This is a genomic window from Streptomyces sp. MUSC 14, from assembly GCF_001866675.1.
In the GTDB taxonomy this organism is placed as follows: Bacteria; Actinomycetota; Actinomycetes; order Streptomycetales; family Streptomycetaceae; genus Streptomyces.
In genome coordinates, this window is record NZ_MLYN01000062.1 from 77,444 (window position 1) to 96,447 (window position 19,004).

Annotated in this window: 18 protein-coding genes and 1 tRNA gene; 14 read left to right on the forward strand and 5 right to left on the reverse strand. The window is 72.9% G+C overall.

From position 1 onward, the window contains the following. Positions 1–7: 7 nt before the first annotated feature. Positions 8–805 carry a tyrosine-protein phosphatase gene (locus BIV25_RS36020; protein ID WP_071376726.1) on the reverse strand — a complete coding sequence of 266 codons (798 nt, stop codon included), beginning with the start codon at positions 803–805 and terminating at the stop codon, positions 8–10. 173 nt (positions 806–978) lie between these two features. Here BIV25_RS36020 and BIV25_RS36025 point away from each other — a divergent pair, with 173 nt between their 5' ends. Next, positions 979–3,066, forward strand: a complete 2,088-nt coding sequence (locus BIV25_RS36025) for an alpha-galactosidase (RefSeq protein WP_071376727.1) — start codon at positions 979–981, stop codon at positions 3,064–3,066. 108 nt (positions 3,067–3,174) lie between these two features. Further along, complete coding sequence (locus BIV25_RS36030; RefSeq protein ID WP_256256802.1) at positions 3,175–3,993, forward strand: SGNH/GDSL hydrolase family protein; 819 nt, start codon at positions 3,175–3,177, stop codon at positions 3,991–3,993. 69 nt (positions 3,994–4,062) lie between these two features. Here the strand turns inward: BIV25_RS36030 and BIV25_RS36035 are convergent, their stop codons facing one another. Together BIV25_RS36035 and BIV25_RS36040 are read right to left on the reverse strand one after the other, a co-directional pair. After that, positions 4,063–4,677 (reverse strand): TetR/AcrR family transcriptional regulator, encoded by a 615-nt coding sequence (locus BIV25_RS36035; protein ID WP_107486515.1) that lies wholly within the window; start codon positions 4,675–4,677, stop codon positions 4,063–4,065. 79 nt (positions 4,678–4,756) lie between these two features. Further along, entirely contained in the window at positions 4,757–5,947 is a 1,191-nt protein-coding gene (locus tag BIV25_RS36040) for a Glu/Leu/Phe/Val dehydrogenase dimerization domain-containing protein (RefSeq protein WP_071376729.1), read from the reverse strand. 182 nt (positions 5,948–6,129) lie between these two features. On the opposite strand from BIV25_RS36040, the gene BIV25_RS36045 reads away from it, so the two are divergent. From BIV25_RS36045 to BIV25_RS36095, 11 genes are all read left to right on the forward strand, one after another. Continuing rightward, complete coding sequence (locus tag BIV25_RS36045) at positions 6,130–7,302, forward strand: MBL fold metallo-hydrolase (RefSeq protein ID WP_071376730.1); 1,173 nt, start codon at positions 6,130–6,132, stop codon at positions 7,300–7,302. Positions 7,303–7,614: 312 nt separating this feature from the next. Continuing rightward, positions 7,615–9,567 carry an ATP-binding protein gene (locus BIV25_RS36050; RefSeq protein WP_079177085.1) on the forward strand — a complete coding sequence of 651 codons (1,953 nt, stop codon included), beginning with the start codon at positions 7,615–7,617 and terminating at the stop codon, positions 9,565–9,567. A 123-nt stretch (positions 9,568–9,690) separates the two neighbouring features. Further along, positions 9,691–10,125 (forward strand): roadblock/LC7 domain-containing protein, encoded by a 435-nt coding sequence (locus tag BIV25_RS36055; protein ID WP_071376731.1) that lies wholly within the window; start codon positions 9,691–9,693, stop codon positions 10,123–10,125. Positions 10,126–10,127: 2 nt separating this feature from the next. Next, complete coding sequence (locus BIV25_RS36060; protein WP_071376732.1) at positions 10,128–10,499, forward strand: DUF742 domain-containing protein; 372 nt, start codon at positions 10,128–10,130, stop codon at positions 10,497–10,499. Then, the gene (locus BIV25_RS36065) at positions 10,477–11,076 is read left to right on the forward strand and encodes an ATP/GTP-binding protein (protein WP_071376733.1); all 600 of its coding nucleotides are present in this window, start codon (positions 10,477–10,479) and stop codon (positions 11,074–11,076) included. The genes BIV25_RS36060 and BIV25_RS36065 overlap by 23 nt, the downstream gene beginning before the upstream one ends. 127 nt (positions 11,077–11,203) lie before the next feature. Continuing rightward, positions 11,204–11,779, forward strand: coding sequence for a GAF domain-containing protein (locus BIV25_RS36070; protein ID WP_071376734.1), 576 nt, complete (start codon positions 11,204–11,206; stop codon positions 11,777–11,779). A gap of 191 nt (positions 11,780–11,970) precedes the next feature. Beyond that, positions 11,971–12,999 carry an L-threonine 3-dehydrogenase gene (gene tdh / locus BIV25_RS36075; RefSeq protein ID WP_071376735.1) on the forward strand — a complete coding sequence of 343 codons (1,029 nt, stop codon included), beginning with the start codon at positions 11,971–11,973 and terminating at the stop codon, positions 12,997–12,999. A 40-nt stretch (positions 13,000–13,039) separates the two neighbouring features. Then, positions 13,040–14,239, forward strand: a complete 1,200-nt coding sequence (locus BIV25_RS36080) for a glycine C-acetyltransferase (protein WP_071376736.1) — start codon at positions 13,040–13,042, stop codon at positions 14,237–14,239. A gap of 31 nt (positions 14,240–14,270) precedes the next feature. Beyond that, positions 14,271–15,176: a LysR family transcriptional regulator gene (locus BIV25_RS36085; RefSeq protein WP_071376737.1), complete on the forward strand. Its 906-nt coding sequence runs from the start codon at positions 14,271–14,273 to the stop codon at positions 15,174–15,176. An 88-nt stretch (positions 15,177–15,264) separates the two neighbouring features. Next, a complete protein-coding gene (locus BIV25_RS36090) occupies positions 15,265–15,801 on the forward strand; it encodes an N-acetyltransferase family protein (RefSeq protein ID WP_371273107.1) in 537 nt (178 codons plus the stop codon). A 30-nt stretch (positions 15,802–15,831) separates the two neighbouring features. Continuing rightward, a complete protein-coding gene (locus BIV25_RS36095) occupies positions 15,832–16,191 on the forward strand; it encodes an MmcQ/YjbR family DNA-binding protein (protein ID WP_071376738.1) in 360 nt (119 codons plus the stop codon). 275 nt (positions 16,192–16,466) lie between these two features. On the opposite strand, the gene BIV25_RS36100 is transcribed toward BIV25_RS36095, so the two are convergent. Together BIV25_RS36100 and BIV25_RS36105 are read right to left on the reverse strand one after the other, a co-directional pair. Next, a complete protein-coding gene (locus BIV25_RS36100; RefSeq protein WP_071376739.1) occupies positions 16,467–17,390 on the reverse strand; it encodes a transketolase family protein in 924 nt (307 codons plus the stop codon). Positions 17,391–17,426: 36 nt separating this feature from the next. Further along, a complete protein-coding gene (locus BIV25_RS36105) occupies positions 17,427–18,134 on the reverse strand; it encodes a transketolase (protein ID WP_071376740.1) in 708 nt (235 codons plus the stop codon). A gap of 126 nt (positions 18,135–18,260) precedes the next feature. Between BIV25_RS36105 and BIV25_RS36110 the strand changes: the two genes are divergently transcribed. Continuing rightward, positions 18,261–18,334 (forward strand) — tRNA-Pro (locus BIV25_RS36110). Positions 18,335–19,004: the final 670 nt, after the last annotated feature.

A 19,004-nucleotide genomic window follows, 5' to 3' on the forward strand; every position in this document is an offset into this window, starting at 1 on the left:
CCGCCGCTCAGCCCAGCAGGCGCTCGCGCAGCCGGTCGCGGTGGGCGGGAGCGAGGGAGAGACCCTGCTCCAGGTAGGTGTCGGTGCCGCCCCAGGTCTCCTCGATGCTGTCGAAGGCCGCCTGGAGGTACTCGGCGCGGGCGTCGAAGAGCGGGCTGAGCAGCTCCATCACCTCAGGCGTGTACGCGGACTCGGCGCTGCCGCTGCGGTGGACCCTGTAGCGCCGGTGCTTGGCGTTGGACTCCAGGTAGTCCGCGACGATCGCGTCGCGCTCCACGCCGACGGCGAGCAGCGTCACGGCTATGGAGATGCCGGCGCGGTCCTTGCCCGCCGCGCAGTGCATGAGCGCGGGCACGCTGTCCTCGGCGAGCGCGTGCAGCACCCGGGAGTGCTCGGCGGTGCGCTCCTTGACGATCGTGCGGTACGAGGCGGACATGCGGGCCGCGCCCTTGCCGTGGTCGAGGATCGCGCGCAGCTGGTCGAGGTCGCCGTCGCGGACCATCTTCCAGAACTCGGCGCCGTCGGCCGGGTCGCTCAGCGGCAGGTTCACATTCCGCACGCCGGGCAGCGCGACGTCCGGGCCCTCCAGCTTCTGGTCGGCCGCGTTGCGGAAGTCGAAGATCGTGTGCAGGCCCAGGGAGGCGAGGAAGGCCGCGTCGTCCTCGGTCGCGTGCGCCAGATGTCCGCTGCGGAACAGCACGCCGGGGCGCACCCGGCGCCCGTCCGCGGTCGGCAGTCCGCCCACGTCGCGGAAATTGCGCACGCCGGCCAGTTCCGGCTCGGTCGACGGGACCTGCTGCGTCACGGGGGGCTCCTCGCGGTCGGGCCCCGCCGTCGCGGCTCGTCGGCGGGCGCTCTGTCGACCATACGACATCGGTTACCTCGGGCAAGGAGTTGTCCACAGGCATTGTCACCAGCGCCGGGCGGCTTGATGATGTTGGCACTTGAGCGGATCTGTTGGCACCTGTGAGGTCGTACGTGCTGGACATCGCCGAAGACGGTCGTACCTGGCTCCTTACGGGGCCCACCAGTAGTTATGCGCTGCATCTCACCGGTGCGGACGAACTGCTCCACCTCCACTGGGGGCCGCGCATCGCCCTCGCGGACGCCGAGGCCCTGGCGCGGGACCCGCTGCCCGGCTACTGGCCTTTCGAGTCCCCGCTCGACGGCCGCGAGGAGTACCCCGTCGAGGGCGGCCCCCGCTTCGTCCGGCCCGCCCTGTCCGTGCGCACCGAGGAGCGGCGCGGCACCGAGTGGCGCTTCGTGTCGTACGACACCGGGCGGGAGGGCGGGGACGACGAGCTGCGGCTGCGCTTCGACGACGACGGGATCGCGATCACCCTGCACCACCGGATGCGCGGCGACGTCGTGGAGCGCTGGGTGAGCGTGGACAACGGCGGGCACGCGCGCGTGGAGCTGCTGCGGGCCGACGCGGCCACCTGGACCCTGCCCGACCGCGAGGGCTGGCGGCTGTCCCAGCTGCACGGTCGCTGGGCCGCCGAGTCCCGGCTCACCACCGTCCCGCTCACCTACGGCGAGAAGGTCATCGGCAGCCGCCGCGGCCACACCGGCCACCAGCACCTGCCCTGGGTGGCCCTGGACACCGACGCCGCCGAGGAGCGGGGCGAGGTCTACGCCTGCGCGCTCGGCTGGTCCGGCTCCTGGCGGATCGCCGTCGCCCAACTCCCGGACGCGCGCGTGCAGATCACGGGCGGCGCAGGCTACGACGACTCGGGCCTGCTGCTCCTGCAGCCGGGGGAGTCGTACACCACCCCCGTCTTCGCGGGCCTGTGGAGCGACGGCGGCTTCGGCGGCGCGAGCCGCGCCTGGCACGCGTACCAGCGCGCGTACGTCGTCCCGGACGCCGAGCGGGACCGGCCCGTGCTGTTCAACTCCTGGGAGGCGACGAACTTCGACATCTCCGAGGAGCAGCAGCTCGCCCTCGCGCGCCGGGCCGCCGCGATCGGGGTCGAGCTGTTCGTGGTGGACGACGGCTGGTTCGGCGCCCGCACCGCCGACCGCGCCGGGCTCGGCGACTGGACGCCCAACCCCGACCGCTTCCCGCACGGCCTGAAGCCGCTCGCCGACCAGGTGCACGGCCTCGGCATGCGGTTCGGTATCTGGGTCGAGCCGGAGATGGTCAACCCGGACAGCGACCTGTACCGCGCGCACCCCGACTGGGTGCAGTACCAGCCGGGACGCAGGCGGACGGAACTGCGCAACCAACTCGTCCTCAACCTCGCCCGCGAGGACGTCCGGGAGTACCTGTGGGAGCAGCTGGACACGCTGCTGTCCGGCGCCCCGGTCGACTACGTGAAGTGGGACTTCAACCGCTGCTTCACCGACGCCGGCTGGCCCGGCGAGCCGTACCCGCAGCGGCTGTGGGTGGACCATGTCCGCGGTCTGTACGCCCTGCTGGACCGGCTGCGCGCCGCCCACCCCGGTGTCGCCTTCGAGTCCTGCTCGGGCGGTGGCGGCCGGATCGACCTCGGGGTGCTGAGCCGTACCGACCAGGTGTGGACCTCCGACAACACCGACCCGCTCGACCGCCTCGCCATCCAGCACGGCTTCAGCCAGCTCCACCCCGCCCGGGTCATGGCCGCCTGGGTCACCGACAGCCCCAACACCCAGCTCAACGGGCGTGTCAGTTCGCTGCGGTTCCGGTTCGTCAGCGCCATGGCGGGCGTGCTCGGCGTCGGCGGCGACCTCACCGAGTGGAGCGACGAAGACCTGGCCGAGGCCCGGCGCTGGGTGGACCTGTACAAGGAGATCCGCCCGGTCGTCCAGCACGGCGAGCTGTACCGGCTGCGGCCCCCGGCCGGCGGTCTGAGCGCCGTCCAGTACGTCCGGGGCGCACAGACGGTGGTGCTCGCCTGGCTCCAGGCGCAGCGCTACGGCGAGCCGGCACCGGCGCTGCGGCTGCGCGGGCTCGACCCGGCCGCGTCGTACGCATGCCGCGAAACCGGCCAGGTGCACCGCGGGGCCGTGCTGCTGCACCACGGGCTGCGCACCGGACTCACGGGCGACCTGGACGCGACGGTGCTGCGGCTCCAACGCGTCGGATGACCGGTCTATTCCTGAATGGCAAATTCTTTTGGGGTGTCTCATCTCACCGTTCGTCAACCCCTGCCTACGGTCGCGTAGGTCACATCCGAAGGTGAATCATGGTCCGACGTGGCAGACGATTCGAAGAATGACAACAGATCAGCGATCGGGTCGTACGTGGCGGTGGGGGACAGCTTCACCGAGGGCGTCGGCGATCCCGGCCCCGACGGGGCGTTCGTCGGTTGGGCCGACCGGTTCGCGGTCCTGCTCGCCGACCGGCGTCCCGAGGGGGACTTCAAGTACACCAATCTCGCGGTCCGCGGGAAGCTGCTCGACCAGATCGTGGAGGACCAGCTCCCGAAGGCCGTCGACCTGGCCCCGGACCTGGTCTCCCTCTGCGCGGGCGGCAACGACATCATCCGCCCGGGCACCGACCCGGACGAGGTGGCCGAGCGCTTCGAACGGGCCGTGGCCCGGCTGAGCGAGGCCGCGGGCACGGTCATGGTGACGACCGGGTTCGACACCCGCGGTGTGCCCGTGCTCAAGCATCTGCGGGGCAGGATCGCCACGTACAACGGACATGTACGGGCGATCGCCGACCGGTACGGCTGCCCGGTGCTGGACCTGTGGTCCCTGAAGTCCGTGCAGGACCGCAGGGTGTGGGACAGCGACCGGCTCCACCTCTCGCCCGAGGGACACACCCGCGTGGCGCTGCGCGCCGGTCAGGCCCTCGGCCTGGAGATCCCGGCCGACCCGGAGCAGGCGTGGCCGCCGCTGCCGCCCCGGGGCACGCTGGAGATCCGCCGCGACGACGTCCACTGGGCCCGTGAGTTCCTCGTCCCGTGGATCGGCCGCAGGCTGCGCGGCGAGTCCTCCGGCGACCACGTGACGGCGAAGGGCGCCCTGTCCCCGGACGACATCAAGCACCGCATCGCGTCGGTGGCCTGACACCGGGGCTCCCGCCCCCGCCCCGCTCCGCCCGGCCGACGGAGCGGGGCGCGGGCGGCGGCGCACCCCTCAGCGCTCGGTCAACGCCTCACCGGCCAGGCCCAGTTCGCGTGCGAGGGTGTCGTCGACCCACTGCTGGGCCCGGCTGCGCGGCACCGCGCCCGGGTACGACGTCAGCTGCACCGCCAGCCCGTCCAGCAGCGCGGTCAGCCGCAGGGCGGCACCGGCCGGGTCGGCGCACGTGAACTCGCCCGCCGCCACGCCCTCGGCGATCACCTCGGTGATCGCCGCCTTCCACTGCCGGTCCAGGTCCCGGGTGACGTCCCGCAGCGCGGGCTCGCGCAGTGCCACGGCCCAGCCCTCGATCCACAGCCGCCAGCCCTTGGCCTGCCCGGTCGGCGCGTACCAGCGCACCGCCGCCCGCAGCCGGCGCAGCGCGGACGTGCGCCGCCCCAGCACCTTGTGCAGATGCGCGAGATCGTCCTCGGCCGCGTACGTGAACGCCGCGGCGACCAGCCGCTCCTTCGTCGAGAAGTGGTACAGCACCAGCGCGTTGCTCACCCCGAGCGCCGCGGCCACGTCGGCGATCCTGACCGCCGCCACGCCCCGCGCCTCGATCTGCCCGATGGCGGCCCGCAGCAGCTCCTCGCGCCGCTCGGCCACGCTCAACCGCACTCTCGCCACGCGGCCACCCTAATCCGTTGTCATGGGCAGCGCCGACGCGACCCGGCTGCCACGGGCGGTTGCGGCCGTCGTCCGGCCGTCAGCGGTACCACCCGAAGCGCTCCGCGATCACCGGCAGCCGGTCGGTCACGAGGGCGTGGGCGGCCGCGCGCGGGGTCGTGCCGTCGGCCTGCGCGCGGTCGAGCATCAGGCCGGTCAGGGCGCGCATGGAGCGCCGGATGTACGCGAAGGCCTCGTCGGCGTCCGCACCGATGTCGCCGAACAGGGTCCACCACCACCAGGCGTTCGTCGCGGAGTTGACCACGACGTCCGGCAGCACGGTCACCCCGCGCGCGGTCAGCAGTCCCTCCGCCGCCGGCAGGACCGGCATGTTGGCGGCCTCCACGATCCAGCGGGCGCGGATCCGCTCCGCCTCGCCGGTGCCGACGGCGTACGACACCGCCGCCGGCACCAGCACCTCGGCGGCGGCGGACAGCCAGGCGTCGCCGGGCAGTTCCCGGTCGCCGGGGCGCAACACCCGGCGGTCGACGGTGCCGTAGCCGTCCCGCGCGGCCAGCAGTGCCTCGACGTCCAGCCCCGCCGGATTCGCGATCGTGCCCTTGATGTCGGCGACCGCCACCACCGTCAGCCCCGCGCGCGTGAGGAAGCGCGCGGTGGCGCCGCCCATCGTGCCGAGCCCCTGGACGGCCACGCGCGCGCCCGCGTACGGCACCGCCGCCCGGTCCAGCGCCGTGAGCACCGACTCGGCGACCCCGCAGCCGCCCGCCAGCTCGTCCAGGCCGATGCCGTCCACCTCGACCGCGAAGGCGTCCGCGAGCCGCGCGCGGGCCGCCGCCTCGTCGTCCAGCAGCGGGTACACCGCCTGGACGCAGGAGACCAGACCCGCCTCTGCCGCCGCCCGGTCCACCAGGTCCTGGGAGAGACCGAGATCCTCGCCGGTGGTCCAGAAACTCTCGATGTACGGCCGCATCGCGCGCAGATAGCGCACCAGCAGCCCGTACGCCTCCGGGGCCCGGGGATCGCAGTCGATACCGCCCTTGGCGCCGCCGAGGGGGACGTAGCGGCGCTCGGGGTCGTAGTGCAGGGCCTCCTTCATCGTCATGCCGCGGGCGAGCCCCGTCACCTCCTCCAGCGTGCAGCCGGGGCGCATCCGCAGCCCGCCGCTGGCCACGCCGCGCACCAGCCGGTCCACGACCAGGAAGCCCCGGCGGCCGGTCACGTGGTCGGTCCAGACGAGCGACATCAGGGGCGTGGGGACGGGCGCCGTCATGAGGTCTCCTCGGGCACGGTACTGAATCACGAGTCAGTATCAGGAGCCGCTCCGGGCCCTGTCAACGCGCCGGACGGAGAGTCGGCGGGGCCGTGTGAGGCAGGCCTCGCGCCCCGGGGCCTCCGGGCTGTCGGAGGCGCCGACCATAATGGGGAGCCTCACCCACTTCACCGGGAGGTACCGTGACCGGCTTGCGTTCCTCGATCTCCGGGCTCCGCGCGCTGCGTCCGGAGGCCTTCGGCGCGGACCCGGGCGGTGAGCGCATGGCGCGCATCCGCCGTTCCCCCCACTTCAAGGACGGCGTCTTCCAGAACCCCGGCGGCCCCGCGCGCACCCGCCCCTCCGGCTCCTCGCTGGACCTCGCGAAGGTCTTCCTCGACAAGGAGACCCGGCCGCTGCGCGCCCCGAAGGGCACCGTCCCGGTGTACCCCACGACCTTCGCCGACCTGGCCAAGCCGCCCGCCACGGGGCTGCGGCTGACCTGGATGGGCCACTCCGGCGTGCTGGCGGAGATCGACGGCCGGCGGGTCCTGTTCGACCCGGTCTGGGGCGAGCGCTGTTCGCCGTTCCCGTTCGCCGGACCACGGCGGCTGCACCCCGTCCCGCTGCCGCTGGCCGCGCTGGGCCCGGTCGACGTCGTGGTGATCTCGCACGACCACTACGACCACCTCGACCTGCCCACGATCAAGGCGCTGGCCGGCACGGACACCCTGTTCGCCGTGCCGCTCGGCGTCGGCGCACACCTCGAGCACTGGGGCGTCTCCCCGGACCGGCTGCGCGAGCTGGACTGGCACGAGTCCACCAGGGTCGGCGGCCTGACCCTCACCGCCACCCCGGCCCGCCACTTCTGCGGCCGCGCCCTGCGCAACACCCAGCACACCCTCTGGGCCTCCTGGGTCGTCGCCGGCGAGGAGCACCGGATCTACCACAGCGGCGACACCGGCTACTTCGACGGCTTCCGGGAGATCGGTGCCGCCCACGGCCCGTTCGACGCGACGATGATCCAGGTCGGGGCGTACAGCGAGTTCTGGCCCGACATCCACATGCGCCCCGACGAGGGCCTGCGCGCCCACCTGGACCTCCAGGGCGGCGCGCCGCACGGCGCGCTGCTGCCGATCCACTGGGGCACGTTCAACCTCGCGCCGCATCCGTGGGCGGAGCCGGGGGAGTGGACCAAGGAGGCGGCCGAGGAGGTCGGCCAGGCGGTGGCCCTGCCGCGCCCCGGCGAGCCCTTCGAACCGGCGGGCAAGCTCCCGGCCGAGGCCTGGTGGCGAGGTGTCGCGGGCACGGAGCGCCGGACCTGGAGCTCGGTCGGGGCGCTGGTGGCGGAGCCGCCCGCGCGGGGCCGGTCGTAGGGCCGGATCAGCCAAGGCCAAAGCGGATACTCTCCGTAACATTCCGCCCCAGGCGATCGACGCGTGGGCCGGGCCGATTCCGGGCCCGGCCGGTTAATCGGTCTGTCGTACGAGGCTTCATACCAGAGCGGGACGCTCCTCGGGGGAGTTTGTCAACTGCCCACCGCACATGATGCTCAGGCCATTACTGTGAGTGTCCGTCGGCTGACGGGTGGCCGGATCTCCGGGTTCCGTCCGCCGGCGCTGCGATGACGCATGCCCGCCTCGCACATCCCGCGAGGGCAGGCCCGACGGACCAGTACGAGGACGCAGATGTCTCACCTCCGAGCACCGGCCACGCGCGCCGACCGCCGAGAGGGCGGGCGGCACGGGCGGCCGGGTGCCCGAACCGCTCCCGCACTGCCCGAAATGCACATACGGCCCCAGCTGATGCGGCTCGCCGTGCTGCCGCCGCTCGCGGTCGCGCTGAGCGCCTCCGCCGCGGTCCTGTTCAGCATCCGCTCCACCGGCGCCCGCACCGGCCCCGTCCTGTGGGCCGTGCTCGCCGGAGCGGTCACCGTGACCGTCGCCGGCATCCTCATCGCCGCCGTGGCCGCCGACCGCGCCGCCCGCTCGGTCGCCGACCGCGTCGACGTCCTGCGCCGCACCGCCGCACGCGGCGAGGCCGACCTGCACGCGCTGGTCGACGCGCTGCGCCAGGGCGAGGCGCCGCCGCAGCGCTCCGCGCGCCGTCGACTGCCCGCCGACGCCGACGACTTCGAGCTGCTCGCCGCCGACCTGGCCCGTGCGCACGACGGCGCCGTCACCGCCGTCGTACGCGCCGCCCAGCTCTCCAGCCACACGGGCAGCGAGCAGAAGCTGGAGGTGTTCGTCAACCTCGCGCGCCGGCTTCAGTCCCTCGTGCACCGGGAGATCTCGATCCTCGACGAGCTGGAGAACGAGATCGAGGACCCCGACCTGCTCAAGGGCCTGTTCCACGTGGACCACCTGGCCACCCGGATCCGGCGGCACGCCGAGAACCTCGCCGTGCTCGGCGGCGCCGTCTCCCGGCGCCAGTGGAGCAACCCGGTGAGCATGACCGAGGTGCTGCGCTCCGCCATCGCCGAGGTCGAGCAGTACTCCCGGGTCAAGCTGGTGCCACCGATCGACGGCGAGCTGCGCGGGCACGCCGTCGCCGACGTCATCCACCTGCTCGCCGAACTCATCGAGAACGCCTCGGTGTTCTCGGCTCCGCAGACCCAGGTGCTGCTCCGCGCGGGCCTCGTCACCTCCGGGCTCGCCGTGGAGGTCGAGGACCGCGGACTCGGCATGCCCGTCGGCGAACAGAACCGGATGAACGCCCTGCTCGCCGACCCCGACCAGGTCAACGTCGCCAGCCTGCTGGCCGACGGCCGCATCGGGCTCTACGTCGTCTCCCAGCTCGCCCGCCGGCACGGCATCCACGTCCGCCTCCAGACCAACATCTACGGCGGTGTCCAGGCCGTACTCGTCGTCCCGCAGGCGCTGTTGGGCACCGCTGCGGGCGCGCCCGAGGAGCCGACGGCGGCCGTACCGGAGGCGGGGGTCCAGCCGCACCCGCACACGCGGCCACAGCAACAGCCTCAGCCGCACGTTCAGGTCCGGACGCACGCGCAGGCCCAGGTGTCCGCGCCGGTGCCCCCGCAGGGTGTCGAAGGCCGGCCGGCGGCCGGGAACACCGGGGCCGAACAGCACGGAACCCACGCCGAGCCGAGCCGATCCGGTGCCGAGGACGTGCGGGGAGAGCGGGACGCCGGGGCGCCCGCGCCGCTGCCCGTGCGCGGCGCCCGGCAGGACCGGCCCACTCCCGCCGCGGCCGTCCCGGGCATCGGCGCCGGGGACCGGTCCGCCGTCGAGGCGCACGCGGGCGTCCTGCCCACCCCGCGCGCCGGCGCCGTGCGCGGCACCATGGGCAAGCCCCAACTGCCCCGCCGCCGCGCCCAGGAGCACATCGTCCCCGAGCTGCGCGGCGGCCCGGCACCCCGCCGGGAGGCCGACACCGTCGCGGGCCACGACCCGGGGCTGATGGCCGCCTTCCAGCGCGGGATCGGACTCGCCGAGGCCCAGCAGCACCTTGAACACCTCGAACACCTAGAGAACACGGCGGCCGTACCCATGGAGCCCCCACCCATGAACGGGGCGGAACTCCTGGGCCCGACGCCCATACCCCAAGGGCGCGCCCACGCGCCCGGAATCGACGGTGCCCACGGCGCCGGCCGGCCCGACGGGAGCGCTCCGGCCGGCTGACCGCCCGCACCCACCCCCGCTCCACCCGACCGTTCCCCCCATCCCTTTCATCCCCCTATCCCCCCCCATCCCCCAACTGTCCGCGCTCCCGCAGACCTTCGTACCCCAAGGAGTCGATCCACCATGGCGAGCGATGCGCCGACCGCCCATGCATCCGACCTCGACTGGCTGCTGAGCGGCCTCGTGCAGCGCGTACCGCACACCACCAGCGCGGTGCTCCTGTCCTGCGACGGGCTGGTGAAGTCCGTGCACGGCCTCGACATCGACAGCGCCGACCACATGGCCGCCCTGGCCTCCGGCCTGTACTCGCTGGGCCGCAGCGCGGGCGTCCGGTTCGGTGACGGCGGCGACGTCCGCCAGGTCGTCGTCGAACTCGACACGAGCCTGCTGTTCGTCACCACCGCCGGCTCCGGCACCTGTCTCGCCGTGCTCGCCGGGCGCGAGGCCGACGCCGCCGTGCTCGGCTACGAGATGGCGATGCTCGTCAAGAGCGTCCGCCCCTATCTGGTGACCGCGCCCCGCCAGCACCCCGTCGACTCCGCGGCGACGAGGCCTTGAGCGTGGCCGCAGCCGGCGACGGGCCCTGGCTGGACGACGCGGCCGGACGGCTGGTGCGCCCGTTCACGGTCAGCAACGGACGCACCGAGCCCAGCGTCGCCCTGGACCTGATGTCGCAGGTGATGGCCACCGGCGTCGCTCCGCTCGGCTACCTCGGCCCCGAGCACGCCCAGGCCCTGGACCTGTGCCGCGGGCCCGTCTCGGTCGCCGAGGTCGCAGCGCAGCTGAAGCTGCCCGCGGTGGTCACCAAGGTGCTGCTCTCCGACCTCGTCGACTGCGGGGCGCTGACCACCAAGCCCCCCGTCTTCCACCACACACCCACTGACCGGTCTCTGCTGGAGGCAGTGCTCGATGGACTACGACGACAGCTCTGACCCGTTCCCGACCGCGCTGAAGATCCTCGTCGCGGGCGGGTTCGGGGTCGGCAAGACGACCTTCGTGGGCGCGGTCAGCGAGATCGCGCCGCTCAGTACGGAGGAGCTGCTCACCACGGTCAGCGTCGGAACGGACAGTCTCGACGGCATCGAGAACAAGATGGAGACCACGGTCGCCATGGACTTCGGCCGGATCACCCTCGATCCGGACCATGTGCTGTACCTGTTCGGCACGCCCGGACAGGAGCGGTTCTGGTTCATGTGGGACGAGCTGTCCGAGGGCGCGCTCGGCGCGGTCATCCTCGCCGACACCCGGCGCCTGGAGGACTGCTTCGCGGCCGTGGACTTCTTCGAGGAGCGCGGGCTCGGCTTCATCGTCGCCATCAACGAGTTCGACGGCGGCTACCGCTACGACCCCGAAGAGGTCCGCGCCGCCATCGACCTCGACCCGGAGATCCCCGTCGTCCGCTGCGACGCACGCATCTCCAGTTCCGGCGTGCAGACCCTGCTCACCCTCGTCCGCCACCTCCTGGCCCATGCCCCGGCGACCGCGCCGAGCCATGGCGCCCACCGGTGATCCCGCCCTCTCGCCCCCGGAGTTCCCGTATGACGTACACCCGCAGCGCCGAAGCCCCGCCCGGAGCACGGTCACGAGCCGGCACCGCGGCGGGGCCAGGGCCGGACGTACGGACCGGAGCCCGGCCATGAGCTACGAGCCGCCCCGGCCGGTCCGGGGTCTGCTGCTCACCCCCGAGGACAGAGAGGCTCCCGCCCGTGTGCACCGGCTGCGCCGGCTCGGCCTGGCGGACCGCCCCGACCCGGCGCTGGACTCCTTCGCGGACCATCTCGCCCGGCTCACCGGCGCGCCGTACGCCATGGTCAACTTCATCGGCGAGGAGCACCAGTTCTTCGCCGGCCTGAGCGCCCCCACCGTCGTGCCGGTCCTCCGCGAGGACGGCAGCAGTGCCGAGCTCGGCCGGGTCCTGCCCCGTGACCACGGCTTCTGCCCCCATGTGGTGGTCCGCCACAAGGCGCTGGTCCTGGAGGACGTCCGCGACTACCCGCGCTTCGCCGGCAACCCGGTCGTCGACGCCTACGGCATCCGCTCCTACCTCGGCGCCCCGCTCATCGACAGCTCCGGCATGACACTCGGCACCGTGTGCGCGGCCGACGTCGAGCCCCGGGTGTGGGGCAGGGCGGGCCTGGAGGGCATCAAGGCGCTCGCCGCCGACCTCGTCGTACGTCTCGAACGCAGCGCCGAGGACGGGCTACCGCTCTGAGCCCTGTGGCCCGTACCGGGGTGCGGGAAACTCAGGAGGCGTGAAGGAAAGCTGAGGCGGCGGTTAAGAAAAGCTCGATGGACCCGCGGCCGCGCATACGGCAGATTGCAGGGTGATTCCACCCCTCTGACCCGGTGCGGGCGCCTTCGGCATGCCCGCGGGCCGGGATCTCACGCACAGGAGCCGCATTCGTGAAGGCGCTGGTCAAGCAGAAGGCGGAGCCGGGACTCTGGCTGACGGACGTCCCGGAGCCCGAGATCGGCCCCGGTGACGTACTGATCAAGGTCATGCGGACCGGTATCTGCGGCACCGACCTGCACATCCGGGCCTGGGACGGCTGGGCGCAGCAGGCGATCAGCACCCCGCTCACGATCGGGCACGAGTTCGTCGGCCAGGTCGTCGAAACCGGCCGGGACGTGACCGACATCCGCACAGGGGACCGGGTCAGCGGCGAGGGGCATCTGGTGTGCGGCAAGTGCCGCAACTGCCTGGCCGGCCGCCGCCACCTGTGCCGGGCCACCGTCGGCCTCGGGGTCGGCCGCGACGGCGCGTTCGCCGAGTACGTCGCCCTGCCCGCGACCAACGTGTGGGTGCACCGTGTCCCCGTCGACCTCGACGTGGCCGCGATCTTCGACCCGTTCGGCAACGCCGTGCACACCGCGCTGTCCTTCCCGCTGGTCGGCGAGGACGTCCTGATCACCGGCGCCGGACCGATCGGCCTGATGGCCGCCGCCGTCGCCCGGCACGCCGGCGCCCGCAACGTCGTCGTCACCGACGTCAGCGAGGAGCGCCTGGAACTGGCCCGCAAGACAGGGGCCAGCCTCGCCCTGAACGTCGCCACGTCCACCATCGCCGACGGCCAGCGTGAGCTGGGCCTGCGCGAGGGCTTCGACGTCGGCCTGGAGATGTCCGGCCGCCCCGAGGCCATGCGGGACATGATCGCCAACATGACGCACGGCGGCCGGATCGCGATGCTCGGCCTGCCCGCGCAGGAGTTCCCGGTCGACTGGTCGCGCATCGTCACCTCGATGATCACCATCAAGGGCATCTACGGCCGCGAGATGTTCGAGACCTGGTACGCGATGTCGGTGCTGCTGGAGGGCGGCCTGGACCTCGCCCCCGTGATCACCGGCCGGTACGGCTACCGCGACTTCGAGGCGGCCTTCGCCGACGCCGCGAGCGGCAAGGGCGGCAAGGTCATCCTCGACTGGACCGTCTGAGCAACCCCCGTTCCGCGCCCGCACTTTCAGGAGCTTCCCCATGTTCGACACCGTCCGCGACGACCTGCGCGCCGCCCTCGACGAGATCCGCGCCGCCGGTCTGCACAAGCCCGAGCGCGTCATCGGCACCCCGCAGTCGGCGACCGTCGCCGTGACCGCCGGCGGCCGCCCCGGCGAGGTCCTCAACTTCTGTGCCAACAACTACCTCGGCCTCGCCGACCACCCCGAGGTGATCGCCGCCGCCCACGAGGCCCTGGACCGCTGGGGCTACGGCATGGCCTCGGTCCGCTTCATCTGCGGCACCCAGGAGGTGCACAAGGAGCTGGAGGCGCGCCTGTCCTCCTTCCTCGGCCAGGAGGACACGATCCTGTACTCCTCCTGCTTCGACGCCAACGGCGGCGTCTTCGAGACGTTGCTCGGCGAGGAGGACGCGGTCATCTCCGACGCCCTCAACCACGCCTCCATCATCGACGGCATCCGCCTGTCCAAGGCCCGCCGCTTCCGCTACGCCAACCGCGACCTCGCCGACCTGGAGGCGAAGCTCAAGGAGGCCACCGAGGGCGGCGCCCGCCGGAAGCTGATCGTCACCGACGGCGTCTTCTCCATGGACGGCTACGTGGCGCCCCTGCGCGAGATCTGCGACCTCGCCGACCGCCACGACGCGATGGTCATGGTCGACGACTCGCACGCCGTCGGCTTCGTCGGCCCCACCGGCCGCGGCACCCCCGAGCTGCACGGCGTCATGGACCGCGTCGACATCGTCACGGGCACCCTCGGCAAGGCCCTCGGCGGCGCCTCCGGCGGTTACGTCGCCGCCCGCGCCGAGATCGTCGCCCTGCTGCGCCAGCGCTCCCGCCCCTACCTGTTCTCCAACACCCTCGCGCCGGTGATCGCCGCCGCCTCCCTGAAGGTCCTCGACCTGCTGGAGTCGGCGGACGACCTGCGCGTCCGGCTGGCCGAGAACACCGCGCTGTTCCGCCGCCGGATGACCGAGGAGGGCTTCGACATCCTCCCCGGCGACCACGCCATCGCCCCCGTGATGATCGGTGACGCGTCGGAGGCGGGCCGCATGGCCGAGCTGCTGCTGGAGCGCGGCGTGTACGTGATCGGCTTCTCGTACCCGGTCGTCCCGCAGGGCCAGGCCCGTATCCGCGTCCAGCTGTCCGCCGCGCACTCCACGGACGACGTCAACCGCGCGGTGGACGCGTTCGTCGCGGCGCGCGCGGAACTGGGGGCCTGAGCAGCCCGGACGCCTTGCGATAATTGAGGGCATGATCGAGGCACGGCGGCTCCACATCCTCCGTGCGGTGGCCGACCACCGCACGGTCACGGCGGCGGCCGCCGCGCTCTATCTCACCCCCTCCGCCGTCTCCCAGCAGCTGACGGCCCTGGAGCAGGAGACCGGCCACCGGCTGGTCGAGCGCGGCGCGAAGGGGGTCCGGCTCACCCCGGCCGGCGAGATCCTGCTCGGCCACACCAACGCGGTCCTCGCGCAGCTGGAGCGGGCCGAGGCGGAGCTGGCGGCGTACGGCTCGGGCGAGGCGGGCACGGTCACCGTGGCCGCCTTCGCCACCGGCATCGCCCAGGTCGTGGCCCCGGCCCTGGCCCGGCTCGCGGACACGGCGCCCGGCATACGCATCCGCGTCCAGGACGCGGAGGGCGACGCCAGCCTGCCGATGGTGCTGGACCGGCAGGTCGACGTGGCGGTCGCGGTGGAGTACCGGGGCGCCCCGCCGGCCGACGACCCCCGGCTCACCCATGTCCCGCTCTACGCCGAGCCGTTCGACGCCGTCGTCCCCGTCGGCCACCGCCTCGCGGACGGCGCCCAGGTCCCCCTCGCCGACCTGGCCAAGGACGCCTGGATCGGCCCGTACCCCGGCAACCCCTGTCACGAGGTGGTCGTCCTCGCCTGCGAGAGCGCCGGCTTCCAGCCGCGGCTGGAGCACTCCTCCGACGACTTCCGCGCCGTCGTCGCCCTGGCCTCGGCCGGCGCGGGCGTGGCCCTCGTACCGCGCTCGGCGCTGAACGGCATGGACCTGACCCGGGTGATCGTCCGCCCCGTCGACGGCGTGGCCCCCACCCGCCGCGTCTTCGCCGCCGTACGACGCGGAGCCGAGGGGCACCCGCTGATCCGCCCGGTGCTGGAGGCACTGGGACGGGCAGCGCAGGGGGCGTGAGGCTTTCGTAACGCGGACGTCCCCCGTGCGGGATAGCTTCCCGGACGTGAGATGTGAGGAGAGCGCCTTCGCGCGCGATCGCGCGCCCGTGCGGGTGGAGCGCTGGGACGAGGGTCACGTGCGGGCGTGCGCGGGGGAGTTGGCGGAGCTGCTCGCCGACACCGTGGCCGGCGGCGCCTCGGTCGGCTTCCTCGCCTCGTTCGGACGTGCGCAGGCGGCCGGCTGGTGGCGGGAGCGGGCGGACGCGATGGTGTGCGGGCGGCTCGCCGTCTGGGCGGCCGTGGCGGACACCGGCCGGGTCCTGGGCACCGTCAGCCTGGACCGCCCCGACAAACCGAACAGCCGTCACCGCGCGGAACTGGTGAAGCTGATGGTGCACCGCACCGCGCGCGGACAGGGCCTCGGCCGCCGCCTCCTGACCACCGCCGAGGACGCGGCCGCCGCGGCCGGGATCACCCTGCTCCACCTCGACACCGAGACCGACAGCCCCGCCGAGCAGCTGTACCGCTCAGCGGGCTGGACCCGGGCCGGCGTCATCCCCGACTACGTGCTGAGCCCGGCGGGCGAGCTGCGGCCGACGACGCTGTATTTCAAGCGGCTCGATTTCCGGCGGCCCGGAGGGTGACTGTCAGTGGCAGGGGCTACGGTGCGTTGCATGCCGGATGCCGAAGACGTACGCCGTATCGCCCTGTCCCTGCCGGAGACCACCGAGAAGATCGCCTGGAGCATGCCCACCTTCCGGGTGGCCGGGAAGATGTTCGTGACCCTGCCCGAGGAGGAGACGTCCATCGCCGTGCGCTGCCCCAAGGAGGAGCGTGACGAACTGGTGCTGGCCGAGCCCGAGAAGTTCTGGGTCGCCGACCACGAGGCCCAGTTCGCCTGGGTGAGAGCGAGACTCGGCGCGCTGGAGGACGAGGACGAGCTGCGCGACATCCTCGCCGACTCCTGGCGCCAGGCCGCCCCGCCCCGACTCCTCGACGTCCACCCCGAGTTGGGCCGCCCGGCCGCGGAGTGAGAATTCCCGGTGCGCGCGGGTCCGGCGTGGCATGATCCCGCGCGGCGCTCCGAAGGCGGCGCCGTGGCCGTCTGGTCACGGGACCTCGCCCTGTTCTTCGTCACGGCCCGGGCCGTCGCCCCCCCTCGGCGACACCACGCTGCCGGCGTCCCTTACCTCGTCTTCCCGCCGACTGGGAGGTTCGGCGCCGGCCACGGCCCTCCCGGCGGTCCTGCCGATACGCACCCCGCTCCGGGCGGAGCCGAACGCCCCCGGCGTCACCGCCGCACCGCGGGTCACACCCCGGCGGCCACCCGCCCCCGCGCCCCCACGAACGCGCCGATCCGCTCCCGCAGGCTCCGCGCGTCCAGCCCGTGAGCGGCCACGTGCTCCTCGACCGTCCCGTAGCGGCGCAGCTCCCGGCGTCCCACGCCCAGGCCCAGCACCCGGTGCGGCGCGTCGGACAGGGCCTCGCTCACCTCGGCCGTCGAGGTGCCGGCCAGATACGGCTCGACCAGGACGACGTCGGTGCCCGCCGCCTCCGCGGCCCGGCGCAGGCCCGCCGCGTCGAGGGGCCGTACGGTCGTCGCGTACAGCACGGTCACGTCCAGCCCCTCCGTGGCGGCGAGGACGGCGTCCAGCATCGGCCCGACCGCGACGACCACCCCGGCGCGGCCCTCGCGGACCGTGACGAGGTGCCGTCCGTCGATCACCCGCCCCCGCCGGTTGGACTGGACGGAGAGCCGCACGTAGACCTTGTCGTCGCCCGCGGCGACCGCGTGGTGCAGCAGGGTCTCCGCCTCGTCCGGGTGCCCGGGCACATGGACGGTCCAGCCGTCCAGGGTGTCGAGGAGCGCCACGTCCCCGGGGGACATGTGCGTGTAGCCGCCCGCCGGCCAGTCGAACGAGGCCGCCGCGCTGACCAGCACCGCCCCCGCCTCCTGGTGCCCCAGATCCAGCTTGACCTGCTCGAACGGCCGCTCCACGAGGAAGCTCGCGAAGGTGTGCACGACGGGGCGCAGCCCGGTCAGCGCCAGCCCGGCCGCCGCCCCGACCAGCAGCTGCTCCCGGATGCCGACGTTGATCACCCGGTCGGGATGCCGGGCCATGGCCTCGTGGAAGGCGTCCTTGCCGATCTCGGCGAGGACGACCGCGACGCGCGGGTCCTCGTCCAGCATCCGGGAGACGACGGGAGCGAAACGGTCACGCATGGTGTCCATGACAGAGAGCCCTTCAAGAAGGTGAGGGAGGGAGATTCAGGCGGTCTTCGGCTCGACCCGGGCCACGACCACGTGCGGCCGCCCGGGATGCGGCGCCGTGAAGGCGGCGTACAGGGCTTCGTGGTCGCGCCCGTCGACGGTCACCGCGGACCAGCCCGCGGCCTCGAACCGGGCGGCGATCCCGCCGGGCCGCGCATGGCTGGCGGAGGAGTTGTCGACCACGATCGTGTGCAGCCGCTCCAGTCCGGCGGGCCCCGCGAAGGCGATCGCCTCGTGGTTGCTGCCCTCGTCCAGCTCGGCGTCCCCGATCAGCACCCAGACCGCCGGGTCGTGCAGCTGCTGCGCCCGCAGCCCCAGGGCGCTGCCCACGGCGATGGGCAGCCCGTGTCCGAGCGACCCGCTGGCGATCTCGGCCCCCGGCACCAGGACCCGGTCGGGGTGATGGCCGAGCGGGGAGTCGTACGCCCCGAACCCGGGCAGCCAGCCGACCGGCACGAACCCCTTCGCGGCCAGCACCGCGTAGTACGCCATCGGCCCGTGCCCCTTGCTCAGCAGGAACCGGTCCCGGGCCGGATCGTCCCGCCGCTGCGGAGTCACCCTCAGCACCCGGTCGTAGAGCACCCACAGCACGTCGAGCGTGGAGGTGGCCGCCGGTCCGTGCTTCTCGTCGCCGGTCATCAGGCCCATCAGCCCGGGGAGATCGTCGTAGCCGTGGGTCCGGCCGTGGTCCGCTGTGATCGTCATGCCGTCGATCGTGCAACCTCAACCAAACTTGAGGTCAACAGCGGAAAGCGGGGCGCGACGACCGATCCGAGTGCGGTATTGTTTCCCTGCACGTTTCGACCGGGGAAACCCCAGGTCAAACGGCATCGGGACGTGGCGCAGCTTGGTAGCGCACTTGACTGGGGGTCAAGGGGTCGCAGGTTCAAATCCTGTCGTCCCGACTTTACGAAGTCGCAGGTCAGGGGCCGTTTCAGAGGAGATCTGGAGTGGCCCCTTGATCATTCTTGGGGACCGCTTGGGGACCAGTGCACTTTGAAGGGGCTGTGGCGCATCTTGACCCAGTCAAGGTGCGCCACAGATGGCAGGCCGGTGGCGCGGGTACATGTTCTGACCTGTGACTTTCTAGTGCGTCCTGGACGGATGATGACGGCGGGGCGCGTCTCGTGGAGTGGCCGTCGGTACACCACTCCATCGGACGTGACCTCCCGGAGGCTGGCGCTACCGACGTCTGGCATCGCGCCGGTTTGGCTCTGAGGCAGCGTGTGGCACGGATATCGAAGGGCCTGCTGACCTGTCCCAATGACGGCTGTTGAACGCTAGTGCCCGTTCATGCAGCCGGAAGGCCCAACAAGGTCCAGGGGCCCCCAGCGGCGATGAGGTTTATTGCGGCATGTGCCTGCATGGGCTGCGAACTTCACAGTGACGGGGGCCTCGACGTCGGGCGGTGGCGGAGCAGGTCGTCGACGCCGACTGCCAAGTAGGTCTCGGGAGTGGCGGCTTCAAGGGTCGACGTGGACGGGTGCGGCTTGGTCCAGCGTGAGACAGGGGCCATCCGGCACCTAGAGGCCCGTCTGGGGGTCGATGGTGTCCCTCGTCGTGGTGTACGGGATC